Raw genomic sequence first — 24171 nt, 5'->3', positions numbered from 1 at the left:
AACCCTGGACCCAAGCCGGACGTGAAATGTTCCGATCCAGCCGTTCCCCCTCCGCCGACGGCGACGACATCTCGCTTTTTGCGTTCGCGCTCGCGCGAGCCCGGCGTTCGGGCCGGGGAACGCAAAGGATTTCTTATTGCTTTTCAAAGAATAAATGCCGATAAAGGTCACCGTCGAGGAGAAACATCCCGCCGGCCCGGGATGCTTTCGGGGTGCTCCGCGGGCCGGGCCGCGATCCCTGCCGGAAGCTCTTTTTCGGCGTTCCGGAGCGGCGCGCGTCCCGGGATGATGGTGCCCATGGGACCCGCAAGGCCTGTGGGACCGGTTGCTCCTTCGGGTCGGCATGCGCCCCGAATGCGACGCGTTCATGTATAGCATATTGCTTGTCCGGGGGTGAGCTTGTTTCGATCGGAAGGCCCCACGCCTTACATTCTGCTTGTCGTCCTGTGTTGCCTGCTGTACCTGCCGGGCCTGACACGGCTTCCGGTGGTGGATCGCGACGAGGCCCGGTACGCGCAGGCCACGCGGCAGATGCTCGAATCCGGCGATTTCGTGCGCATCCGCTTTCAAGACGAACCGCGGCACAAGAAACCCATCGGCATCTACTGGCTCCAGGCGGCCTCCGTCTCGCTTTTTAGCGCATCGGAGGGAAAGGATATCTGGCCGTTCCGGGTCCCTTCCGTTCTTTGCGCCACCCTGGCGGCCCTCCTGACCTTCGCCCTTGGAAGAAGATTGTTCGACGCGCGACGCGCCCTTCTCGGGGCCGCGCTTCTTGCGGCCTGCGTGATGCTCATTTTCGAGGCCCACCAGGCGAAGACGGATGCAGCCCTGCTAGCCGCGACCCTGGCCGCGCAGGGTTCCCTGGCGCTTGTCTATCTGCGCGCAAAGTCGGAGGAACCTGCTCTTGTGTGGCCGGTAATCAGCTTCTGGTTCGCCCTGGGTGTCGGCATCCTCATCAAGGCACCCGTCGCTCCCGTCCTTTCAGGGTTCACCATTGCGGCTCTGGTCATCGCGGACCGGAACGGACAGTGGCTCAAGCGGTTGCGCCCTCTTCCCGGTATCCTGCTGCTTGCGCTCGTCGTCTGCCCCTGGGCGTTCGCCATCTACAAGGCAACCGGCGGCTCGTTCTTTTACGACTCGGTGGCCAGGGACATTCTGCCCAAATTGATCTCCGTGCACGAATCCCACGGCTCTCCGCCCGGGTACTACCTTCTGCTCTCAACGATCACTTTCTGGCCCGCTTCCGCCTGTCTCGGGCCGACCCTTCACGGCGCCTGGAAGAAACGCCGGTCCCCCGGCGTCCGATTCTGTCTCGCGTGGATCGTTCCGTACTGGATTTTCTTCGAGCTGGCCCCGACCAAGCTCCCGCACTACACCCTCCCGGTCTACCCGGCTCTTGCCCTGCTCACGGCCGACGCCCTGTTCACGCTGAAGGAGGGCGGTGCGAAATGGCCGCGCTTCTGGCCCCGGTGGGTCCCGATCCTCGTGTGGTCGATTACGGGCGCCGCCATGTTCGGCATCAGCATCTTCTTCCCCTGGTATTTCGACGGGCGCTTCCTGCCGGAAGCCCTCCTGCCGGGGTTGGCGGCGGTCGCCGCCGTGGCTCTCGCGATTCGAAGCCTCGCCGGCGAGCGCCCGGTGAAATCGGCAATCATTATGATTGTGGGTTCGACGGTCATCTTCGGTTTTGCACTGCACCGAATTCTTCCGGAGGTCAGGGGATTCTGGCCGACCACCACCGTGGTCGACGCGGTGCACGCATTGGAGCGGGCCAGGGGAACGCGCATCCCCGTCGCGTCCGTCGGCTACCAGGAGCCCAGCCTTGTATTCATGCTGGGAACGGACACCGGACTGCTCACCTCGGCCAACGCCGTTTCCCTCCTGGCCCGGAACCCCCGGGCGCTGGTGATCGTGGACAACAAGTCGGAGGAAGAATTCCATCGCGACCTGGACGCCGCAAGGGTTTCGGTCCGGGAGATCGGCTCGGTCAGGGGCTTCCACTATACCAAGGGCCGCTGGATCACCCTGCGGTTCTGCGTCTCCACCGCGGCGCCGTCTGAAGAAGGAACGAACCTCCCCGGGACGAACCCGGCACGCCTGCCCGGCCCTTGAGCGGCGAGCGGATCGACGACGCCGCAGCCTGGTTATCGGCGCGGCGCGAGCCGCCGGGTGAGGATTGCAAGGCCGACGGCCCGACCGGCGGGCGATATTTGGGTTTATCCCCTCCTTCCGGAATGGTAGAATACGTACCGCCGACAGCTTCCCGGACCGGGCACCGGAGCCGTACGATCGGGCCATCCGTATGTCCGTTTGGAAGACCCGCCGCTTGCCGCGCGACGGGCGCTTCGACTTCCCGGGAACCTGCCGCAGTCGATTCGTTCGCTGCCTTCGCGGTCTTTCCGCAGAACGCGCCAACATCCAAAGATCCATGCAACTTTTTGCATTTTGTGATAAGGAGTGTCACGCGGTCCCGGGCGACCACCCGCAAGACCGGAAAATGCACGGCCGTTCGTTGGCGTGCCGGAACATTCCGGAATTTCAGCAAAGAAGGAGAAGGAGACCTGTAATGAGTGTCAGTTTCATGCCGGTCCGGGCATCCCGCGAAGACTTGCATGCCCTTCAGCTGCAGGGACTGCAGTGGACCGTTTCCCATGCCTATCGTAATTCCCCTTTCTACCGTGCAAAACTGGATGCCGCCGGGGTCGGCCCCGACGCGGTCCGCTCCCTCGACGACCTGAGCCGGCTGCCTCTCACCACCGCGTCCGACCTGAAGGATGGTTATCCTTTTCCACTTCGGTCCGTGCCTTTCGAGAAAATCGTCCGCATCCACGCCTCATCGGGAACCACGGGCAAGCGCAAAGTGCTGTGCTATTCGCAAAAGGACATCGACGACTGGGCCTGCATGTTCGCCCGGTGCTACGAGATGGCCCGGCTGACGAGAGAAGACCGGGTGCAGATCGCGGTCGGCTACGGCCTGTGGACGGCAGGGGTCGGCTTTCAGCTGGGGTGCGAGCGGTTCGGAGCCATGGCCGTTCCCATTGGGCCGGCCAACACGGAAATCCATTGCCAGATGCTGCTGGACATGCAGAGCACCGTCTTTTGCGCCACGGCGTCCATGGCGCTGCTCATTGCCGAGGAAATCGAGCGGCGGGGCATCCAGAAGAAGATCGCTCTGAAGAAATTCATCTTCGGGGCCGAGCGTCACAGCGCGGGGATGCGCCGCAGGATCCGCGAAATCACCGGAGTGAACGAACTCTTCGATATTCCCGGGCTGACCGAGCTGTATGGGCCCGGAACGGGGCTGGAATGCCCCGCTCACGAGGGGGTGCATTACTGGGCCGACTACTACATCCTCGAAATCCTCAACCCGGAGACCCTGGAACCGGTTGCGCCGGGCGAGGTGGGCGAGATGGTGGTCACGACGCTCCGCAAGGAGGCCGCCCCGCTCATCCGGTACCGTACCAGGGACCTGACCCGCCTCATCCCCGGGGACTGTCCCTGCGGAAACCCGCTGCCCCGGCACGATCATCTCCTGGGAAGGTCTGACGACATGTTCATCTTCCGTGCGGTGAACATCTACCCGGGGCAGATCGATCACGTGCTGTCCCAGATTTCGGGCATCGGGAGCGAATACCAGGTGCACCTGTACCGCCGTGAAGACGGCCGGGATGTGATGCTGGTGAAGGTTGAACAAGTCGGGAGCGACTCCCCCGACGCGGACAGGAAGCTTGCGGAAACGGTCGCGGCCGAGGTCCGCCGACAGATCATGGTGCGTTGCCAGGTGGAAATCCTCGAATACGGCACCCTCCCCCGCACAGAGCGCAAGAGCAGGCGCGTTTTCGATCATCGAACCGTCGAGGATTGAGGGATTCATTGTCCGGCTGCGGAAGAAAGTCTTGCGGACCGGCTTTTCGAAGCCCGTTCAGCCGGGCGGGCTGTCTAAAAAGGAGGGAAAATGAACGGAAACACGAGGCTGAGGGTCCTTTTCATCGTTGCGACGGCATTTGCCCTTGCGCTCTGCCCGCTGTGGACGGGAGCGCGGGCGGCCGATCCGATCAAGATCGGCGCGTTTTTCGCCCTGTCCGGGCCCGCATCGTCCATCGGCACTCCGACGAAGCTCGTCGCCCAGATGGTGGTGGACAAGATCAACAAGGAAGGCGGAATCAACGGCACGCCGCTCGAACTGGTCGTAGGGGACACGGAAAGCGACCCGACCAAGGCGCTCATGGAGGCCAAGCGGCTGATCGAGGCCGGAAAGGCGGCGGCACTCATCGGCCCCACAAGGACCGATGAAGGAATGGCGGTGAAGGCATATATCGAAGATACCGCCCACATCCCCATCGTGATGACCATCGGCGGCGATCCGGTCATCGCCGGAGGCAAGTTCGGCCCTTTCAAGTGGACGTTCAAGGCCCCCCAGAGGACATCGGTCGCAGCCCGAAAAACCTATGACTTCATTCGTTCCCTGAAGCTGACCAAGATCGCCGTCCTGACCGCCACCGACGGATTCGGCAAGGACGGCCTGACCTGGCTCGAACAACTGGCTCCCGAATTCGGCCTGGAAATCGTCGCCAAAGAGGCGTTCGGGGTGACCGATACGGACATGAGTCCGCAGTTGTTGAAGATCAAGGCGAGCGGCGCCCAGGCGGTGATCTGCTGGACCATCGGACCGGCCGGCGCGCGGGTGGCCAAGAACGTGAAACAGCTTGCCCTCGGGATTCCTCTGGTCCAATGCCACGGGCAGCCCGATCCCAAGTACATCGAGCTGGCCGGAGACGCGGCGGAGGGCAGCATCATGCCCTCCACCAAGCTGATGGTCGTGGATCAACTGCCGGACAGCGATCCCCAGAAAGCGGTCATCATGGAATTCATCAAGCTGTACACGGACGTATACCATTTCGATAAGCAATACCCGATCAACACGCATTCCGGGTACGCCTGGGATGCCATCTATCTTGCGGCCAACGCCATGCGCAAGGTGGGCACCGACGCCGAGAAGCTCCGCGCCGCCATCGAGCAGACCAAGGGCTACGTGGGGGTGAGCGGGGTTTTCAATCTCACGCCCGAAGACCACAACGGCCTTGGAACCGATTCCCTGGTCATGGTGAAGGTGGAAAAGGGCAAATGGGTGTTGTTGAAACCGTGATCGTGAGACGGCCCTTCTCCGTTCCCTGAAGGCGCAGGCTCGCTCACAGCCGCTCAGCCGACGGCGGGATCCGTTCACTGGTCCTTTCCGCGAAAGCGGGAATCCGGAGCGGCGTTCAGGCCCCCGGCGCCGACCCCGGCCTCCGCACCGGGGGCGGTGTCGGGCGACGGCTCGGGCCGGCCGCTTTCCATGGAGCCAATACCGTTGCCGCGGGGGAAAGCTCCCTCCCCTTGCGCTCACGTCGGCGAGCGGAATCGATTCGCCGATCCAGACAAGTCCTATGACCCGTTCTTCCGAACCTCTGCCTGATCTCCGCAGGATCATGATCCGCTCCGTCAACTGGATTGGCGACGCGATCATGACCACACCCGCGATGGCCGCAATCCGAGCCGCCTGTCCGGACGCCGAAATCGCGGTCGTCGCCAACCCTCCGGTGGCGGAGCTCCTGGCTCACCATCCCGCCTGCGATCGGATCATCTTGTTTGACAAGAAGCGCGAGTGCAAAGGCATCGGGGGTTTCCTGCGCTTCTGCGCGGAACTGCGCGATGAGCGCTTCGATGCCGCGTTTCTCTTTCAGAATGCCTTCGAAGCCGCCATCATGGCCTTTGCCGCTTCCATTCCCATTCGCGTGGGATACCGCACGGACGGCCGCCGAATGTTTCTGAGTCACGGGCTCTCTCCATCGATTTCGCGAGGGCTTCACCACACCCTCTACTACCTGCGGCTGGTCGAGCGGTTCGGCATGACGGGAGGGGACCGGCGAATCACGCTGGCCTGCACCCCTGAGGAAATGGACCGCGCGGGCGAGCTCGTGCCTCACCGCCGGTTTGCGGTCATCAATGCGGGGGCCGCATACGGTTCGGCCAAACGGTGGTTCCCGGAAAGATTCGCCGCCGTGGCGGACGCCGTTTTCGAAGAATTCGGCCTGCATCCCGTTCTCATCGGCGGCCTGGGCGAAACGCAAATCGGAGCGGAAATCGTGCGTGCGGCACGGACCCGGGTCCTCGACCTTACCGGCACGACCACGGTGCGCCGGATGATGGCGCTCATTGCTCGATCGGCACTCATGATCACCAACGACTCGGGCCCGATGCACGTGGGCGCCGCGTTCGGCGTTCCGCTCGTGGCACTGTTCGGACCGACCGATCCCGAGGCCACGGCCCCGGTATCGGCGGCCGCCCTCGTGGTCCGACATTCCGTCGAATGCTCGCCCTGCCGCAGGCGCGTTTGCCCGACCGATCATCGCTGCATGCACTCGATCACCGTGGACGATGTCCTTGAAGCGGCGCGCGCGGTGCTGCGCGAGACGAAACCGCCGAGCGCTTCGTCTCCCGCGTGAGCCCCCGGGAATCGGAGTTTTTCCGCGGTTTCACCGCACAATGTCTCGTTGCTTTTCGTACGCGCGGCTTCCCGGGACTTCGGGCGGCAACGGGATCGGCTATCAACGGGATAGGTTGACAACCGTGGACGATTCCGGCACTAAGATGCATCATCGAAGCGGGTTGGAATTGTTTTTTCGATCAGGAATGGAGTCAATAACGTGAACATCGATCCGGTGCCGCCGATCAGCCGCCTGCTGGACGCACTCGCCCGCATGGACAGGGGGACCTGCGCCCGGCTCGCCGATCTCGCCGGCGATCTGTGGCATCGGTTTGACAGACGGCACGTGGAAATCGTCCACAGCAATCTGCGGCGTGCTTTCGGAGACGACTTGAACGACGCGGACCGCAATAAGCTTTGCCGCGCCGTTTTTCGGAACCTTGCCCGCGTGATCCTGGAGTTCCCGTTTCTGCGGGTCCTGGACCGGCGAGTCGACGAATTCATGTGCTTCGAAGGATACGAACACGTCGTGCAGGCCCGGGCCAAGGGCAAAGGCGTCCTCATCATGGCGTCGCATTTTGGGAACTGGGAGATGATGTCCCTGGGGTGTTCCTACCGGTGCACTCCGTTCAGCGTGGTCGTGAGACCCCTGGACAACCGGGTGCTGGATGAACTGGTCAACGATATGCGCTCCGCCGGAGGCAACCGGATCGTCCCCAAAAAAGGGTCCATCCGGGAAGTCCTGCGCATCCTCCGCCGGGGCGAGTTGGTGGCGCTGCTCGTCGATCAGAATGTGGACTGGTACGATGGAGTTTTCGTTCCATTCTTCCGTGATATCGCCTGCACCAACAAGGCACTGGCCGTTCTCGCCCTGAGAACCGGAGCGCCCGTCATCCCCCTACACAATTTCCGGCGCCCGGACGGGAAATACCAGGTGGTGATCGAACCGGAGCTGGAATTGATTCGAACGGGGGATACCACAAGCGATATCGAAGAAAATACGGCCCTGTTCAATCGTGTCATCGAAGGCTACGTTCGACGTTACCCCGAACAATGGTTCTGGGTGCATCAGCGATGGAAGACTCGCCCCTGGCAGCCCTGGCCGAAAGGACGGGAATAGGTTACGATCTGCCGCGCCCGGGAGCGACGAAACGCGACGCCGTGCCTGACCGGGACGAAAATGAAAGCGTATGCCGAACTGACCGATATGATGGGGACTTCCGCCGGGTGCCGTACAGCATGACGATTTCGAAACCGCTCCGCAAGATGCTCGTGGTCAAACCGAGCGCCCTGGGCGACATCATCCACGCCCTGCCGTTCCTGGACGCGGTGAGCCGGAGTCATCCGGGAATCGCGATCCACTGGGTTGCGGCCCGCGGGTTGCACGAGATCCTTGTGGACCATCCGATGATCCGCAAACTGTGGATCATCGACAAGAACGCATGGAAGCGCCCGGCCGCCCTGCCCCGGACGGTGCACGAGATAATGAACCTGGCGTCGGGCCTGCGAAGGGAACGCTTCGACATCGTCGTCGACCTGCAGGGGTTGCTGCGAAGCGGTATGATTTGTGCCGTGAGCGGGGCCGGCATGCGGCTCGGGTTCAGTGATGCCAGAGAAGGAAGTCCTCTTTTCTACACTCATGGAATCAATGGAGGCAGGGACGTTCACGCGGTGACGCGCTGCCTTCGCATGGCCGAGACCCTGGGATGCGACACGCGGGAAGTCCGCTTTCCCCTGCCCGCGCTTCCCGCCCGGAACCTGTTCCCGCAATGGTGCGGCGACGACTACCTGGTGATCGCGCCGGGAGCGGGTGGTGCCGCAAAGCAATGGCCGGTGCGTTTTTTTGGAGAACTGGCGGCGAGGCTGCCCCTCAAATCGCTGGTGGTGGGGGGAGCCTCCGACGCCGTCCTCGCGGCGGAAGTGCAAAGGCTCTCGCACGGTCATGCCGTCTCCATTGCCGGCATGACCGGCCTCCGGGAGTTGGCCGCGGTCATCGGAGGCGCCAGGGCGCTCGTCTCTTCGGACACGGGTCCCATGCACATCGCCGCGGCCCTCAACGTGCCCGTGGTGGCCGTCTTCGGCCCCACCAACCCTGCCCGAACCGGTCCTTTCGGTTCCATTCACACCGCCGTCGTGGCTGACGTCCCTTGCTCGCCGTGTTATAAGAGAAAGCGCTGCCGAGAATGGCGGTGCATGGAATCCATCGGCGTGCGGCAAGTCCTGGACGCCGTGCTGTCCAGACTGGCGGAGCCGCCGCCCGCAGCGACGTATGGCGATGACGACCGTGCGGGACCGGCGGTTCGTCTTCAAAATGAGAAGGCGTCATGAAACCGGGCATATCCGCGGTCGTCATCACCTGGAACGAAGCCTCGAACATCAGGGACTGCCTTGCAAGCGTGCGGTGGGCCGCCGAGATGATCGTGCTCGACCGGTTCAGCACGGACGACACGGCCGCCATCGCCCGGGAGTGCGGGGCACGGGTTTACCAGGAGGAATGGAAGGGGTTCGCGCGCCAGAAAAACAGCGCCGTCGAAAAGGCCGTCAGCCCGTGGATCCTGAGCCTGGACGCCGATGAACGGGTCTCCCCGCTCCTGGCCGAGGAAATCCAGGCCGTGGTCGGGCGGCCCTACGCCCTCGACGGCTACCACATTCCGAGAAAGAACTTCTTCGACGGCCGATGGATTCGGCACGGCGGCTGGCACCCGGATTACGTGTTGAGATTGTTTCGGAAAGGCAGCGGCCGTTTCCAGGATCGCAGGGTGCACGAACGTTTGGTGCTCGAGGGAAAGTCGGGCTACCTGCGCAGCCCCATCGAACATTACACCTATCGTTCGGTGTCGGACTACCTGGCCCGCATGGACCGCTACAGCCTGCTGGCGGCACAGGAGACCGAGTCCGACGGGAAAGCCGCGTGGAGCTCTCTGTGCCTGAGACCGGCCTTCACCTTTTTCAAGATGTACCTCCTCCGGGGAGGCTTTCTCGACGGCAAGGCGGGGTTTTTTCTTGCGGTTTCCTATGCCTACTATACGTTTCTGAAGTATTACCGCGCCTCCATTGGAGACGCTTCGGAATAGCGCCGGATCGGATCGGGTGCCCGGACCGCCCAGAGGGTCCGGCCGGAATCCGTTGCGGGAATCGAGCTTTCGATGCCACCCAGGATCGCTTTTGTCCGATACAAGTACACGGCCTTCGGCGGTGCGGAGCGTTTCACCGACATGCTGGTCGAATCCATGGCCGGGCGCGGGGTGGAGGTGCATTTATACGCCCGCAAGTGGAAAGAAACGCCCGGCAACAACGTCGTCCTTCATCGCGTGGAGGGACCTTCCCGTCCCGCCCTGCTCGGTCAGGCGGGCTTCGTGTTCGCGGTGCACCGGATGCTTGCCCGCGGGCGCTTCGACCTGGTCCACTCCAATGAGCGCATCCTTTCCGCCGACGTCTACCGGGCGGGGGACGGCGTGCACGCCCGGTGGCTCGAGCTCCGGCGATCGCGCCAGAACGTGTTGCGCCGCCTGATCGTCTTGCTGAACCCGCACCACGTTTTCCGCCTCTGGCTGGAACGAAGGCTCCTGGAACACCCGGCGTTGAAGGCCGTCATCGTCAATTCCACGATGGTCAGGGAAGAAATCCTGGCGCGGTTCAGGATCGATCCTTCCAGGGTTTACACCATATACAACGGAGTGGACCTGGAGCGGTTCCATCCCGATAACCGCCGGTCCATCGGCGTGGAACTACGCAGGCTGCGGGCCCTGGCCGAGGACACTCCGGTGGTCCTGACGGTCGGGTCGGGGTTTGAGCGCAAGGGACTCGAACCGCTTCTCCGCGGCATGGCCTCGGCCGAGGGAAACGCCGAGCTCTGGGTCGTGGGAAAGGGACGGTCTGGCCGTTATGCCGATATCGCCCGCAGGCTCGGCATCGCCCACCGGGTCGTGTTCTGGGGGCCACGTGAGGACACCGCCCCCTTCTATGCCGGAGCGGACATCTTCGCCCTGCCCGCTCTGTACGATCCTTTTCCCACGGTGATCCTCGAGGCCATGGCGTCCGGCCTGCCGGTGATCACCACGGCGCAGTGCGGGGCAGCCGAGATCATCTCGAACGGCCGGGAAGGCTTCGTCCTGCGCTCGCCCGATGAGGTCGCGACCCTGGCTGAGCGCCTCAGGCAACTCTATTCGGCGCCGTTTCGCGCCGCCATGTCGGAAAGGGCGCGCGTGGCCGCCGAAGCGTTCCCCGTGGAGCGAACCATGCGTGAGCTGGAAGCGCTCTACGCCGGCATCCTGGATTCGGACTGCAGGAGTGGTTCAGGGCAATGAGTGAGTGAACGCGGCGTGAGGATTTGCGATCGAGACGCTTGTGTTGTCGTGCGCCGGAGGCACAGGAGAATGATTCTCCCGAAGGCCCCGGGGGTTCGGACCGCGCACGGACGCGCATGGCCGAGCGCTATAGAAGAAGGGGTTCCGACGTGAGGCCGGTACCTGGGAAACTGACCGCATGAGACTTTTTCACCCGACTTTCAAATGGATCATCCGAAAGATTTCCGGGCGAATGCCGCCGCCTCTCGATCTGGAAACCTTTCGCCCCGACGCGGTCAACAGCATCCTGATCGTCTCCTCGACGGCCATCGGCGACGCGCTGATGTCCACACCGGCCATCCGGTCAGTCCGGACGTCCTATCCCGAAGCCAACATCGTCCTTCTGGCAAGGCACCGGTACCGCGAGCTGTTCGAGAACAACCGGCACGTGGACAAGATCGTCTCCTATCACGGGGGGTATAAGAAGTTTCTGCAAACCGTGCGATTACTCCGCAAGGAAGCCTTCGACCTCGCCGTCATCCTGCACGGCAACACGCCTCAGGCGGTTCCCCTGGCTTATCTCACCGGGGCTCGCCACCTTGTGACCCTCCCCGTGGAACGGGAGTTCGCCTACCTGATCTCCAACCGCAACGGGGACCATTCCTCCCGCCTCCCGCAGCACACCATAAGGCAGCGGCTGGGCATAGCGCAGCTCGCGGGGGGCGCCGGCACGTCCGTGGACATGGAGCTCGAGGTGACCGGCGAGGCGCGACGGCAGGTCGATGCGTGGCTCCACGGCGCAGTGGATATTCCCGACCCGCTCCTTGTCGGCTTCCAGGCGGGCGCCTCGAAACCGTACAAACAATGGCCGGTGAAATCCTTTGCGGAGCTTGGGAAAAGGATCCTGGCGTCGCACCCCCGCGCCCGCATTTTCGCGATCGGTTCGCCGAAGGAAAAGGCGCTGTGCGCCGAGGTCGTGCGAGCCATCGGGTCCGATCGGGCCGTCTCCGTTGCCGGTCGTTTTCCCCTGACGCAGGTTGCGGCACTCATCGGGAGACTCGAGCTCCTGGTCACCAACGACACGGGGGCGATGCACATCGCCATCGCCTTGAAGACAAAGACGGTGTCCCTGTTCTGCCCGACCTCTTCCCGCGTGTCGGGGGCCATCCAGGACCCCGTGTTGCACCGGGCCATTGAGAAAGACCTTCCGTGTCGCCCGTGCATCGGCAAGAAATGCACTACCCCCTTCTGCATGGAGCAGATCACCGTGGAGGAGGTCTTCCGGGCTTTTCGCGAGTTCGAATGTTAGAAGCGCGGGGTTGCTCGATGGGACGCCCGTTGCTCGCATTGAAGAAATCATGATGGTACATCATCAATCCATCCGGCCCGCCGGAAACCTCGCAGGGTTCACCGCGTTTCCCGGGCATCGAAAGGTCTTCCGATCATGCGGATGACCGGCAATCAGAGCCATCACGACAACCGCACCGGCGGGGCCGATGCGGAATCGAGCGCCCCGCCGGGACTTCGTCTCCCTTCTCGCGAACGGGTCAAGTTCCTGCTGATTCGGCGCGACAACATCGGCGACCTGGTTTGCACGACGCCGTCCATTCTTGCCCTGCGCCGAACCTTTCCGCAATCCCGGATCGATCTGATGGTAAACGGGTACAACGCGGACGCAATCGTCGGGTTGCCGGAGCTGGACACCGTTCACATCTACCACAAGTCCAAACATGGACGCTTCCGATACGGGTGGCAGAATCACTTTCACTTGCTCGATCTTTTCCGCAAAATCAGGCGCGAACGATACGACGTCGCAATCGGTGTGGCCGGCCAGTTCAACAAGACAACCGCACGCTTCACGCTCATGAGCGGAGCCTTCCACAGGATCGGCTACGCAAGCCGTGCGTCTGCAATCCCGCTGTTCGAACGTCTTTGTTACACGCGGCTCGTGGCTCCGCCGGACCCCGGTTGCGGCGCGCACGAAGTTGAACTGTCCTACCGGCTCCTGGCTCCTCTCGGTATCAGGGACACTCCCGGCCCCATGAAGCTGGCGGTCCGCCGCGAGTGTTTGCAAGAAATCCGGGACCTGTTATTGTCCCGAAATGCCGTGGGACCGGTGGTCGGATTGCACATCAGCAGCCGTAGGCCGGAAAACCGTTGGGCTCCCGAAAACTTCGTCGAGTTGGCCCGAATGGTGTCGAGGGAAAGACCCGAAACGAAATTCCTGATTCTGTGGGCGCCGGGAGATGCCTCGAACCCTTATCATCCGGGAGACGACCGGAAAGCCCGCGACATTGCGGAAGCCTTGCGCGATTGTGCGGTTCCCTGCAGAACCGACACCATCCCCCGGTTGACCGCCGCGATGAGCGCCTGTAGATTGGTTATATGTGGGGATGGAGGCGCGATGCATATCGCGGCCGCCCTTCAGCGGCCCGTGGTCGCCATTTTCGGATCGAGCGACGCGTCCAGGTGGCGCCCCTGGGGAACAAAATGCGAACTGCTTCAGAAGGGACGGAAGGCGGACGACAACTCGGTGGAAGAAGTCTATCGATGCTGTGGAAAACTCATGATCGGCAGTTGAAACACTGCTTTTTTCGAAAGAAACGTTAGTCGCAATGACCTTGAACAACATAAACAACATATTGGTGATCAAGTTCAAACATATCGGCGACGTGCTCGTGACCACGCCTTTGTTTCGGAACTTGCGGATCCACTTTCCCGACGCCAGGATCTGCGCGAGCGTGATCCACAACACGGTTGAAATGCTGTCGGACAATCCCGACATCGACGCGATTTTCCCCGTGAACCGGAGGTCCGGCCTGTGGACACAACTCCGTCTCATCGGGGAGCTTCGCAGGAACCGGTTCGATCTGGTCATCGATCTCAGCGAGGGCGACCGAGGCGCCATCGTGGCGTTCCTTACAGGCAGCCCCTGCCGCCTGGGCTACCGCAGGCGACGCAGTAAATTCATGGGTAGAGATCTGCTCTTCACCGATTTGATGAGCAGCGTCGACAACGACAAACACGCCGTGCGCTACCACCTCGAACCCTTGCGCGCCCTGGGGCTCCCGGTCAAGACGGAAAAGATGCGCCTGCAATGGACCGATGCGGTGGAGGAAAAAGTGGACCGGCTGCTCCGTGAACGGGGACTCAAGGAACAGCCGTTTGTGGTGGTTCATCCGACGTCGCGCTGGCTTTTCAAGAGCTGGACCCCGGAAGGCAACTCCGCCGTCATCGATTTCCTGCGGGAACGCTGCCGATTGCCGGTGGTCGTTACCTGCAGCGATGACCCGAATGAGCTGGCCGTGGTGAAGAGCATCATGCACGGCGTCCGGGTGCCGGTCGTCGACTTGGCCGGACAGTTGACCCTCAAGGAACTGGCGTCCCTGATCCGGAAGGCGGTCCTCTTTTTCGGGGTCGATACAGCCCCCATGCACATCGCCGCGGCGGTGGGCACGCCAGTGGTGGCGCTGTTCGGGCCTTCGGGCGATCACATGTGGGGCCCCTGGGGCCACAGTCACGTCGTCGTGAGCCAACCGTGGGACTGTCGCCCGTGCGGCCGCGCCGGGTGCAATGACAGTGGGAGCAGCAGGTGCCTCGAAACGATCCGCGCGGAAACGGTGATCGACGCCCTGTCCGCGAAACTCCGGGACCTCGGCTTCACGCCCTCCTAGCCGCGGGGTCAAACCTACACTTTTCACATTTCTGCGGGAACCCCCGCATCGACCAGCAGACAGGACGGCGCGGGCTTGCGATCCGGTCAGCGATATCGGACTTTGAGGCCAGGGTCGGGGCGGGTCGCATTTGTTCCCATGCCCAAGGCGAGCCACAACCGGTCCTATCGTTGCAGTCGAGCCTGGTGACGTTCCCATCCCCTCCCTTTGTATTTCAGGCATCCGTGGGCAAAGATCGCGACCGCGTCGCTCGAGTTCGCATCGGCTGTCGGGGTGAGTTCCCCCAAGAGGCTCGCCTCCGCAGCCCCCGGCGATGCGGGTCAAATCCCGAGGCCCTTCAAAGGCGAGCGTCGGAGGCCGAACGGGTTCGCATCCACGTCGTTCGATTCAGCCGGATGATGCGGGGCGGGGCGAAGCGGAGCTGGTCCGGCAATGAATCGGACATCGCTCCAAGGTTGCGAAAAAGTGAAAAGTGTAGGTTTGACCCCGAGTTGATCCTCCTTGACAATCTGCGCTCCGCCTGTTACTGAACAGGCCAGTCTGACGGGATTTGGGTTCCGCTGGGATCCCTCGCCGAGGGACCGTGACGGAAGACGGGAACGAAGGCCCGCTGGTTCGATCGTGGATGAATCTCGTCGTGTCTTATTGGAGGAGCCTTCCCGACCCTGGTCTTGAAGGCTTTTTACTTTGTTGCGGAGGTTTGGTGAGAGGAGTCGACATGCGCATCATCGAAACGGTTTCCGAGATGCAGCAGCAAGCCGATGATTGGAGGAGAGCGGGGAAAAGGATTGGATTCGTGCCCACTATGGGCTACTTCCACGAAGGACATCTCATGCTGATGAGGAAAGTCCGGGGAGAGGCCGACATGGTGGTGGCGAGCATTTTTGTGAACCCCGCGCAATTTGGTCCCAACGAAGATCTGGCCACGTATCCCCGGGACCTGGACCGCGACCTTCGCCTGGCGGGGGAGGTCGGAGTGGACGTGGCCTTTGTGCCCCAGGTCGGGGAGATGTACCCCGACGGGTACCAGACCTACGTCGAGGTGACGAAGGTAACGGCCCCGCTGTGCGGGCGCAGCCGTCCCCTGTTTTTCAGGGGTGTGGCGACGGTGGTGGTCAAGCTGTTCCACATTGTCAAACCGCACGTGGCCGTTTTTGGAGAAAAGGATTACCAGCAGCTGGTGACAATCCGGCGCATGGTCAAGGATCTCAACCTGGATATCGAAATCCTGGGGCATCCCATCGTCCGGGAACCGGACGACCTGGCGATGAGCAGCCGGAACAAGTACCTGACGCCCGAGCAGCGGCCGTTGGCGCTGCGCCTGAGCCGGGCGCTCAAAGCGGCCCGTGCGCGGGTTGCACTGGGGGAAAGAAACGGGTCCGTCATCCTGAAGGAAGTGAAGGAGTTGTTGGACGCCGGAGGCGAAGTCAGAATCGATTACGCGGAGTTGCGTGACCCCGCGACCATGGAGGAAGTCGGCAGTATGGATGGTCCGTCGCTGCTGGCCCTTGCGGTCTTTGTGGGGACCACGCGGCTCATCGACAATTGCATTCTGCGGCCGGCGGCCTAGCCGAACGGAACACTCCAACAGCACTATCTCACTCACATTCAGGAGACACGATCATGCAAAGACTGATGCTTAAATCCAAAATCCACCGCGCGCGGGTCACCGAAGCAAACCTTCACTATGAAGGAAGCCTGACCATAGACGAAACCCTGATGAAGGCAGCCGATATTCTGCCCTACGAGCAGATCAAGGTTTACAACGTCTTCAACGGCGCCAGGTTCGACACGTACGCCATCGCCGGCCCCGCGGGCAGCGGCGTGTTTTGTCTCAACGGCGCGGCTGCCAGGATGGGAGCCGCCGGGGATCTGATCATCATCGCAACGTACGCGCAATACGACGAAGCCGAAATCGCGCGTCATCAACCGAAGGTCGTCCTGCTCGACGGAGACAACCGGCCTCTGTCGCAGGGATTGAAAGCGTGCTTGAGTTGAAGCGGCATCACAGACCGGGGAAATCCGAAGCCGTCCCGCGAACGATCCATACCGTGGGCGGACTCGGTTGCGTTCCCGTGATCGGCGCCCTGCATCATTCAAAGGAGGAGAATTTCCAATGTCCATGAGCAATTTTCTTTTCACTTCAGAGTCGGTCACAGAGGGGCATCCCGACAAGGTCGCCGATCAGATTTCGGATTCCATTCTCGATGCGATCATCACCGAGGACAAAACAGCGCGCGTCGCCTGTGAAACCCTCGTGACGACCGGTCTCGCCTTCGTCGCCGGCGAGATCACCACGTCCTCGTGGGTGGATATCCCGGACATCATCCGCAGCACGATCAAGGGAATCGGCTACAACGACTCCTCCATGGGTTTCGACTGGTCCACCTGCGCCGTGATCACCAGCATCGACAAGCAGTCCCCGGATATCGCTCAGGGCGTGAACCCCGGTGAGGGGCTGTTCGAGGAGCAGGGCGCCGGGGACCAGGGTCTCATGTTCGGGTTTGCCTGCAATGAAACCCCGGTGTTCATGCCCATGCCCATCTACTACGCCCACCGGATCACCCGCAAGCTGGCGGAAGTGCGAAAGAACGGCGTCCTGGAATTCCTCAGGCCGGACGGCAAGAGCCAGGTGACGGTCGAGTATGACGACCATCGTCCGAAGCGGATCGACACCATCGTCGTCGCCGCCCAGCATGCTCCCAACGTGTCCTATTCAATGATCCGGGAATCGATCATCGAGGAGGTTATCAAGAAGGTTTTTCCGCCCGAATTGATCGACGACAAGACCAAGTACTTCATCAATTCCACGGGGAGGTTCGTGATCGGCGGGCCGATGGGTGACTGCGGGCTGACCGGGAGAAAGATCATTGCCGATACCTATGGCGGCCAGGGCAGCCACGGAGGCGGTTGCTTTTCCGGAAAGGATCCCAGCAAGGTCGACCGCACCGCCTCCTACATGGCGCGCTACGTGGCCAAGAACATTGTGGCGGCGGGAGTCGCCGACAAGGTCGAAGTGCAGGTCGCCTACAGCATCGGAGTCGCGGAGCCCGTGTCCCTGATGATCGACACGTTCGGCACCGGCAAAATTCCGTCCGACCGCATCGCTGAAATCGTCAGGAAACTGTTCAGCTTCAAACCCGCCAACATGATCAAACAGCTGCGGCTCCTTCGTCCGATCTTCAAGAAGACCGCCTGCTACGGTCATTTTGGCCGGAACGATCCCGATTTCACGTGGGAAAAGACCGACATGGTCGAGCCGATCCGCGAACTGGCGGGCATCTAGCCCGATCATCCCACGGATCGAAGGGTCCGCTGCGGATTTGCGCGGATCGAAAGTGAACGGCGCGGTGCATTCACCGGTCATGGAGGGCCGGGTGCGCAAACCTACAGGGCTCCCACGGTTCCCTGCCTTTCGGGGACCTTCCGGCTGCCCTGTTTTGCTATTTGAACCTGCGACATTTTTTTTGAGGAGGATACATGGAATTCGACGTCAAAGACCCGGGGCTTGCAGAGAAGGGGAAGCTTCGCATCGAGTGGGCCGCGCAGTCCATGCCGGTGCTGCGTTCCATCCACAAGCGATTCGCAGCCGAAAAGCCTCTCCAGGGAACACGGATAGCCGCCTGCCTGCATGTCACCACGGAGACCGCGTCTCTTGCCCAGACGCTCAAAGCCGGAGGAGCGGAGGTGCGCATCTGCGCCTCGAACCCGTTGAGCACCCAGGACGACGTGGCCGCATCCCTGGTGGTGAACGACTCGATTCCCGTTTTCGCCATCAAGGGGGAAGACAAGGACACGTACTACAGGCACATCAATTCGGCGCTCGGGCACTCCCCGCACATCACCATGGACGACGGGGCGGACCTGGTGAGCACCCTGCACTCGGACCGCCGGGAGTTGCTCCAGGGGATACTGGGAGGCACCGAGGAGACGACCACCGGGGTGATCCGTCTGCGCAGCATGGCGGACAAAGGCGTCCTTCAGTATCCCATCATCGCCGTGAACGACGCCAGCACCAAGCACCTGTTCGACAACCGTTACGGCACCGGGCAGAGCACGGTGGACGGGATCGTCCGGGCCACCAACCGTCTCCTGGCCGGTTCCGGTTTTGTGGTGAGCGGCTACGGATGGTGCGGCAGAGGCGTTGCCATGAGGGCCTCCGGAATGGGCGCCAAGGTCATCATTACGGAGGTGGACCCGCTCCGGGCGCTCGAAGCGGTCATGGACGGATACCAGGTGATGCCCATGGAACAGGCCGCCGTCGTGGGCGATTTCTTCTGCACGCTCACCGGGGACATTCACGTCATACGCAGGGAGCATTTCGCGGTGATGAAGGATGGAGCGATCGTCTGCAATTCCGGCCACTTCAACGTTGAAATCGACCTGGATGCACTCGCCTCCATGGCTGTCGCCCGCCGCGAAATAAGGGATTTCGTCGAAGAGTTCAAGCTCGCGGACGGCCGGAGGGTCTACGTTCTGGGCGAAGGACGGTTGATCAACCTGGCCGCCGCCGAAGGCCACCCGTCGAGCGTGATGGACATGAGTTTCGCCAACCAGGCCTTGTGCACCGAGCACATGGTCAAACACCACACGACCCTGAAAAAACAGGTCTACCGGGTGCCGATGGAAATCGACAAGAATATAGCCAAGTTGAAGCTGGCTTCCATGAACGTGGACATCGACACGCTCACCCCGGAGCAGGACGCTTACCTGCACTCATGGGAAATGGGCACGTAGTCCATGTGCCCGGGGCGTAAACCGAGCAGCGCGGCTCCGGATATGTTGCCGAAAATTCTCTCCCTGGCTTTTGCGGCTTTGGTGCTGTTCGCGGGCTGCACACCGCAGCCCGCACCCAAACCGACCGCGGTCTCCGTGCTGCAACGCCTGCCGGAGGAGCAACTCCCCGATTTCAGCGACGACATGGATGCGGCCTCGCTGCTCACAGCCGCTGAACGGAGCATGAAGTTTTTCGACCGGGTTCCCGCGGACCGCCTGTATTCACTGGGTGAAGTGCAGGTCCGCGCGGACCTGCTCAAATCCACTCTGCAACGCTTCCTCGAGCTCTGCCGGGCTCAGCGCCTCGACAGGAAAACCATTGCCGCCGCCTTCGACGTATTCCTCGTCGCCCCGCCGGACCGCCCTTCCCTCGTCACGGGTTACTATGAGCCCATCCTCGAAGCCCGCGGTCGGCGCGACGAAACTTTCCGCCATCCTCTCTACGGGGTTCCCCCCGACCTGCTGACCATCGATCTGCCTTCCTTCGATCCCGTGAAATTCCCCACGGGCCGCCTGATCGGACGGTTGAACGAGCGCAAGGTCGTTCCCTACTTTACGCGGGCACAGATCGACGGGGAGAAGGCTCTCGACCGGTGGGGAAGCGAACTGGCATGGCTGGCCGACCCGGTGGACGCCTTTTTTCTTCACGTGCAGGGTTCCGGGATGCTCCGCATGCCCGGCGGGGACCGACGAATCGGCTACGCGGGAGCGAACGGACGCCCTTACAGGAGCATCGGCAAGGTGCTCATCGACAGGGGCGTGATGACCGTCGATGAAATGTCCATGCAGGCGATTCGCGCCTATTTGGGGGCACATCCGGAACTGATGGAGGAGATCCTGTGGCACAATGAGAGCTACGTATTCTTTCAATGGGTCAAAGAAGGCCCGATGGGAAGCATCAACGTGCCCTTGACCGCCGGGCGCTCCATCGCAACCGACCCGCAGTTCCACCCTTCCGGCGCGCCGTGCTTTCTCGAAACACAAAAGCCCCGCCTGGATGAACGGGGCAACGTGCTCGGATGGGAACCGCTCCATCGCTGGGTTTTGAACCAGGACACCGGAGGTGCGATCAAGGGGCCCGGACGAGTGGACCTGTTCTGCGGCACCGGGGAGCAGGGGGAATGGCAGGCGGGTCGGCTGAAGCACCCCGGAAAGCTGATGATTCTTATCAGGAAGGGCGGCATCCCCTCCGGCAGTTCCCAACCCGCAGTCCTGCGGCGCACGGACGCAGGCTTGCCGGAGCTCCGCCCTCAGGAGACGTGCGGGGCCTCGCCCCGGGGTGCGGCGATCGCCTGGCGATCGAGAAGGCATTGGAAAAGGATTCGCATTTCGTCGAAACACCGGCTGAGCACGATGATGGCCTTCAGGGGTTCATCTTCTTTGCGTTCCATGTCGGAGACCGATGCCAGAGAAGTCAGCAGAAACATCTGGGCCGCTCTGAATCGATCCGTGGTCAGCTCACCCCGCAGCTTGACCTGGCGAAGCAACATGGAAGGATCGGCCTGTTGAACGATTTCTTCAAGTTCCCGGGTTTTTTGTTCATATTCTCTGGCCAACTGCCCCATGATCTGGAGATGGTCGAGACCCTGATCTGTCATGGCGAGTCCTTTTTTTCTTTCAATTGGGATATTTTTGAATTATTAATCATTCTAAAAGCCTGTCGCCTGAGTTAGGATACGTATAACGTATTGAAATTGAGATCGGGTGTCAAACAGTAGTTTCTGCGTTGCGGCATTCGATCCGAGACGCCGGCGATCCGAAGAAGGAAGGTTTTCGGCTCGGGCGAGCGTGGCGGGTACAGGTACAAAGTCCGCTGCTCCCGTCCCTCCACGGGACCGGTGGACTGAAGGGGAAACGGAGTTTGTTTTCGGTTTTACCAGACTGAGCGCAAGTACGACATCGAGATTTTTGATCGAACCGATGATTCCTGTGCCATGTGAAAAGGACCGTCACGGAGCGGACAGGTAGGCGTGGGTGTCTACCCGAACGATTCCCGTGGCCCGTTCCCGCATTTCGAAACATGCCGGACGGGTTCACGAGAGCGCCCGCGCGTTGGAGCACGGTTGCACCCACTCCACCGGATTGTCTCCCCAACGCCGATTTCTTTTCCAGGTGCGGGCGGTTACGCCCCGATTCGCACGGAACTTGAGGAAGCAATTCGTGCTTGGATCGCGCCTGGCGAACAAGGTTTGGCAAATCCGTGAATGACACACTCGAGTTGATCCCATATTCATGAAAGGTTTTTTCTGATGTTCGTAAAGGTGCTGAACATATTGGTCGCAGAATGGATAAAGATTCCCGCGGAAGGTTTGTCGCCGTTGCTGGAGCGCAAGCTGCACGAGCGCCTTGTGTTCACGAATCCGGACTATGAGATGCGGCACAACAGAGGGGAATGGATAGGAAATATTCCACCGCAGATCAGTTGTCTGCGGCAGAAAGGACGTCACTACCTGTTGCCGCGGGGATTCCTCGACCAGTTCGTGGATCTGTGCAAGAAGTTTCAGCAGCCGTACCGCATCGTGGACAGGAGGCGTACGTTCGAACCGCTGCCCATCGAATTCCACGGGGAACTCAAATCTTACCAGCAGGATGCCGCCGAAGCGGTGCTCGATCACGACTGCGGGACCCTGGTTGGGGGACACAAGAGCGGCAAGACGGTGATCGCCCTGTACACCATCGCCCAGCGTCGTCAACCCACGCTCATTCTTCTTCCCAAACTGGATCTGCTGGAAGGATGGCTGACCAAAATCGAAAACTTCCTGCAGATACCAAGCTCCGAGGTCGGGATGTTTTCCACGGGCGTGCACCAGATCGGCAAATACATCACCATCGGGCATACCGGGGAGGTCATACGGTACTGGCGCAAGTTGTGGGAGCATGTGGGATACCTCATCGTGGACGAGTGCCAGCGCTGCCCATCGAAGATACTGACCAACCTGATTCCCAACTTCGACTGCCGGTATATCCTGGGACTCACCAACACCACCCAGAGAAAGGACCGCTTGTCCCGGCTCGTCTATTACTACGTCGGCGATGTGGTCTATACCATCAATGACAAGGATGCCCGCGAAGGGCGAGGCATTATCCACGCTCATGTGGTCACGAGGCAGACCGATTTCGAATACCCGTACAGCTCGCGCGCGGATTACCCCACCATGCTGCAGGCGCTCATGAAGGATGAGAAACGAAACCGGATCATCGCCGACGACATCGAAGCCGAGCTTCAAAAGAGCCCTCATCCCCTGATCGTTCTGTCCGGGGGCGAAGAGCAGGAGGACACGCTGGGAGGGGAACTCAGGAGGCGCGGCATTTCGGTCTTTCAGTACAGGGCCGCCGAACCCGAGGGGGGTGGTGATACGGACAGCCCGCCCTGTCCGCAGATGCCGGTGTCCGAAGCTCCTCAGGCGGTATTCGTCACTGCGCAGACACTCACCCGATGCTCGCAGGCGCTGAGCTCGAAAACCCTCGTCCTGGCTGTGCCCCTTTACTTCAGGAAGAACCTTGCGCTCGCCATTCGGGACCTGTTCCAGAACGGCAGCAGCCCGGAAAGCAAGTTCAAGATCTACGATTACGTCGATCACAAGATCGGCCTGCTGGAAAACTTCTTCCGAATGAGAAGCTACAATTACGGGGTTCACCCCGATGTGCTTCTCAACCCCAGCCTCAATTGATCCCCGGGGCGGTTTGAAGGGCGGCATCGGGCTGCCGCGTGCCGCCATCCGGCGGACCGGGCAGGGTCGGCCCGGCCTCCTTCGGAGGGTCGAGGCACGGTTGCCCGCGCGATGTTCTGGAGAGTTCCGCGATCAATTGCGATTCCGTGTATGGAAAGACAATCACTGTCCGCCGCACACCCCGTTTACGTTGCCCTCGCCCGCGGCCTTGAGTCATGCGCGGCCGTTCTGACGCTTGGTCTGAGGGAATCCATCGGCGCCTATTCGGCCGAGGAGCGGGACCTGCTTCGCGAGGCAAGGGTGGTCTTCTTCCCCTCCATCCGGTTTGTCGATGTTCTGGAAGCCACCGGGAAAAGAACGTTTCCCAGCCCATCCACCTATCGTTTCCAGCGCTCGCGGCTGCAACAGGAACTGCTCATCCGCTACCTGGGTATCCCTCACCCCCGTACCCGGTTCTACTATGGAGCGCGGCAGAAACGCCATATCCTCGAAGGGTTCGAATACCCTTTCCTCGCCATGGGGCCCGGACATGTCTCATCCCCTCCCCGAATCGTGCGCAACGCGGACGATTTGGGCCGGGCGTGTCGGGCCTTCAACCCGGTCGTGATTCAAGAGACCCCGGCATGGGATGAGCGGTTGCGCCTGATCTGCGTCGGCGACGCGTGTGCCGGCGCGCTGCGGCTGCACGGCGGAGGAGGCGAGGCGGCCGGATGGGAACCGGTGGACATTGAGGCGATGCGGACCGGAGATGCGCGGGCAACCCGATTGCCCGGAGGGAGCGAGACCGCCGCGGGGTCGACACGCGTCCATGGTCACACCGGATCCGGAAAGCGTGCGCCAGGGCGTGGCGGAGCCGAGGCTGCGGTTTTCAGGTCCACCCATGATCTCATGAGGACCGCGGGTCTGGACGATATGGTTTTTGAATGGGCACGCGCGGGCACTTGTTGGTACCTGGTGCGAATGGAGCGCCCTCCCTCGACATGGCTGACCCCTGCCGGCCGGGTGCATCACGGTCGCCACCTGTGCAAGCTGATCCAATCCGGCGCTTTTTCCTGAATCCCCCGGCCGCGTCCACGACAGCCTGCAGAACGCCCCGCCTTGAACATCGTGCCGGCAGAGGTCGGGGCTGACGAGAACGCACGCTCTCCGGCCGGTGTATTGACCCGAGGGATATAATTATCATTCGAGAAACGGCCTCCCGTTTACAGACGTGCCCGTCAGGCGCTGTCTTCCGGCGTGTTTGAGCCCCGTGACGGACCCGGGACGAACAAAGATCGCGGGATGGCAATCCACCATGG

18 protein-coding genes are annotated in these 24171 nt (G+C 61.7%); all 18 read left to right on the top strand.

Going from position 1 to position 24171, the window contains the following annotated elements; translation table 11 throughout:
- Window positions 1-399 precede the first annotated feature (399 nt).
- Entirely contained in the window at window positions 400-2112 is a 1713-nt protein-coding gene (locus SFUM_RS01935; protein ID WP_011697253.1) for an ArnT family glycosyltransferase, read from the top strand.
- Window positions 2113-2566: 454 nt separating this feature from the next.
- The gene (locus tag SFUM_RS01930; RefSeq protein ID WP_011697252.1) at window positions 2567-3865 is read left to right on the top strand and encodes a phenylacetate--CoA ligase family protein; all 1299 of its coding nucleotides are present in this window, start codon (window positions 2567-2569) and stop codon (window positions 3863-3865) included.
- Window positions 3866-3955: 90 nt separating this feature from the next.
- Entirely contained in the window at window positions 3956-5146 is a 1191-nt protein-coding gene (locus SFUM_RS01925) for an ABC transporter substrate-binding protein (protein ID WP_011697251.1), read from the top strand.
- Window positions 5147-5468: 322 nt separating this feature from the next.
- A complete protein-coding gene (gene waaF, locus SFUM_RS01920; RefSeq protein WP_208597090.1) occupies window positions 5469-6485 on the top strand; it encodes a lipopolysaccharide heptosyltransferase II in 1017 nt (338 codons plus the stop codon).
- A 201-nt stretch (window positions 6486-6686) separates the two neighbouring features.
- A complete protein-coding gene (locus tag SFUM_RS01915) occupies window positions 6687-7586 on the top strand; it encodes a lysophospholipid acyltransferase family protein (protein WP_011697249.1) in 900 nt (299 codons plus the stop codon).
- Window positions 7541-8794, top strand: a complete 1254-nt coding sequence (locus tag SFUM_RS01910) for a glycosyltransferase family 9 protein (protein ID WP_049766257.1) — start codon at window positions 7541-7543, stop codon at window positions 8792-8794. Before SFUM_RS01915 ends, SFUM_RS01910 begins: the two co-directional genes overlap by 46 nt.
- Entirely contained in the window at window positions 8791-9540 is a 750-nt protein-coding gene (locus SFUM_RS01905; protein WP_011697247.1) for a glycosyltransferase family 2 protein, read from the top strand. The genes SFUM_RS01910 and SFUM_RS01905 overlap by 4 nt, the downstream gene beginning before the upstream one ends.
- A 72-nt stretch (window positions 9541-9612) precedes the next feature.
- Window positions 9613-10773, top strand: coding sequence for a glycosyltransferase family 4 protein (locus SFUM_RS01900; protein WP_011697246.1), 1161 nt, complete (start codon window positions 9613-9615; stop codon window positions 10771-10773).
- Between the two features lie 178 nt (window positions 10774-10951).
- The gene (locus SFUM_RS01895) at window positions 10952-12061 is read left to right on the top strand and encodes a glycosyltransferase family 9 protein (RefSeq protein WP_011697245.1); all 1110 of its coding nucleotides are present in this window, start codon (window positions 10952-10954) and stop codon (window positions 12059-12061) included.
- 135 nt (window positions 12062-12196) lie between these two features.
- On the top strand, window positions 12197-13333 hold the full coding sequence (locus SFUM_RS01890) for a glycosyltransferase family 9 protein (RefSeq protein ID WP_011697244.1): 1137 nt from the start codon (window positions 12197-12199) through the stop codon (window positions 13331-13333).
- A gap of 34 nt (window positions 13334-13367) precedes the next feature.
- The gene (rfaQ, locus tag SFUM_RS01885; RefSeq protein WP_011697243.1) at window positions 13368-14426 is read left to right on the top strand and encodes a putative lipopolysaccharide heptosyltransferase III; all 1059 of its coding nucleotides are present in this window, start codon (window positions 13368-13370) and stop codon (window positions 14424-14426) included.
- A gap of 718 nt (window positions 14427-15144) precedes the next feature.
- On the top strand, window positions 15145-15996 hold the full coding sequence (panC, locus tag SFUM_RS01880; RefSeq protein WP_011697242.1) for a pantoate--beta-alanine ligase: 852 nt from the start codon (window positions 15145-15147) through the stop codon (window positions 15994-15996).
- Between the two features lie 53 nt (window positions 15997-16049).
- Window positions 16050-16424, top strand: coding sequence for an aspartate 1-decarboxylase (gene panD / locus SFUM_RS01875; protein ID WP_011697241.1), 375 nt, complete (start codon window positions 16050-16052; stop codon window positions 16422-16424).
- Window positions 16425-16542: 118 nt separating this feature from the next.
- Window positions 16543-17712, top strand: coding sequence for a methionine adenosyltransferase (gene metK, locus SFUM_RS01870; RefSeq protein ID WP_011697240.1), 1170 nt, complete (start codon window positions 16543-16545; stop codon window positions 17710-17712).
- Between the two features lie 194 nt (window positions 17713-17906).
- Window positions 17907-19163: an adenosylhomocysteinase gene (gene ahcY / locus SFUM_RS01865; protein ID WP_011697239.1), complete on the top strand. Its 1257-nt coding sequence runs from the start codon at window positions 17907-17909 to the stop codon at window positions 19161-19163.
- 42 nt (window positions 19164-19205) lie between these two features.
- Window positions 19206-20711 (top strand): murein transglycosylase A, encoded by a 1506-nt coding sequence (mltA, locus tag SFUM_RS01860; protein WP_049766256.1) that lies wholly within the window; start codon window positions 19206-19208, stop codon window positions 20709-20711.
- Between the two features lie 740 nt (window positions 20712-21451).
- Window positions 21452-22873: a DEAD/DEAH box helicase gene (locus tag SFUM_RS01855; RefSeq protein WP_011697237.1), complete on the top strand. Its 1422-nt coding sequence runs from the start codon at window positions 21452-21454 to the stop codon at window positions 22871-22873.
- Between the two features lie 150 nt (window positions 22874-23023).
- Window positions 23024-23929, top strand: a complete 906-nt coding sequence (locus tag SFUM_RS01850; protein ID WP_041439586.1) for an ATP-grasp domain-containing protein — start codon at window positions 23024-23026, stop codon at window positions 23927-23929.
- Window positions 23930-24171 lie beyond the last annotated feature (242 nt).

The organism is Syntrophobacter fumaroxidans MPOB (genome assembly GCF_000014965.1).
GTDB classification, from domain to species: domain Bacteria; phylum Desulfobacterota; class Syntrophobacteria; order Syntrophobacterales; family Syntrophobacteraceae; genus Syntrophobacter; species Syntrophobacter fumaroxidans.
Note: the sequence above shows the minus strand (reverse complement) of the source record. Positions and strands in the feature narration are given on the sequence as shown.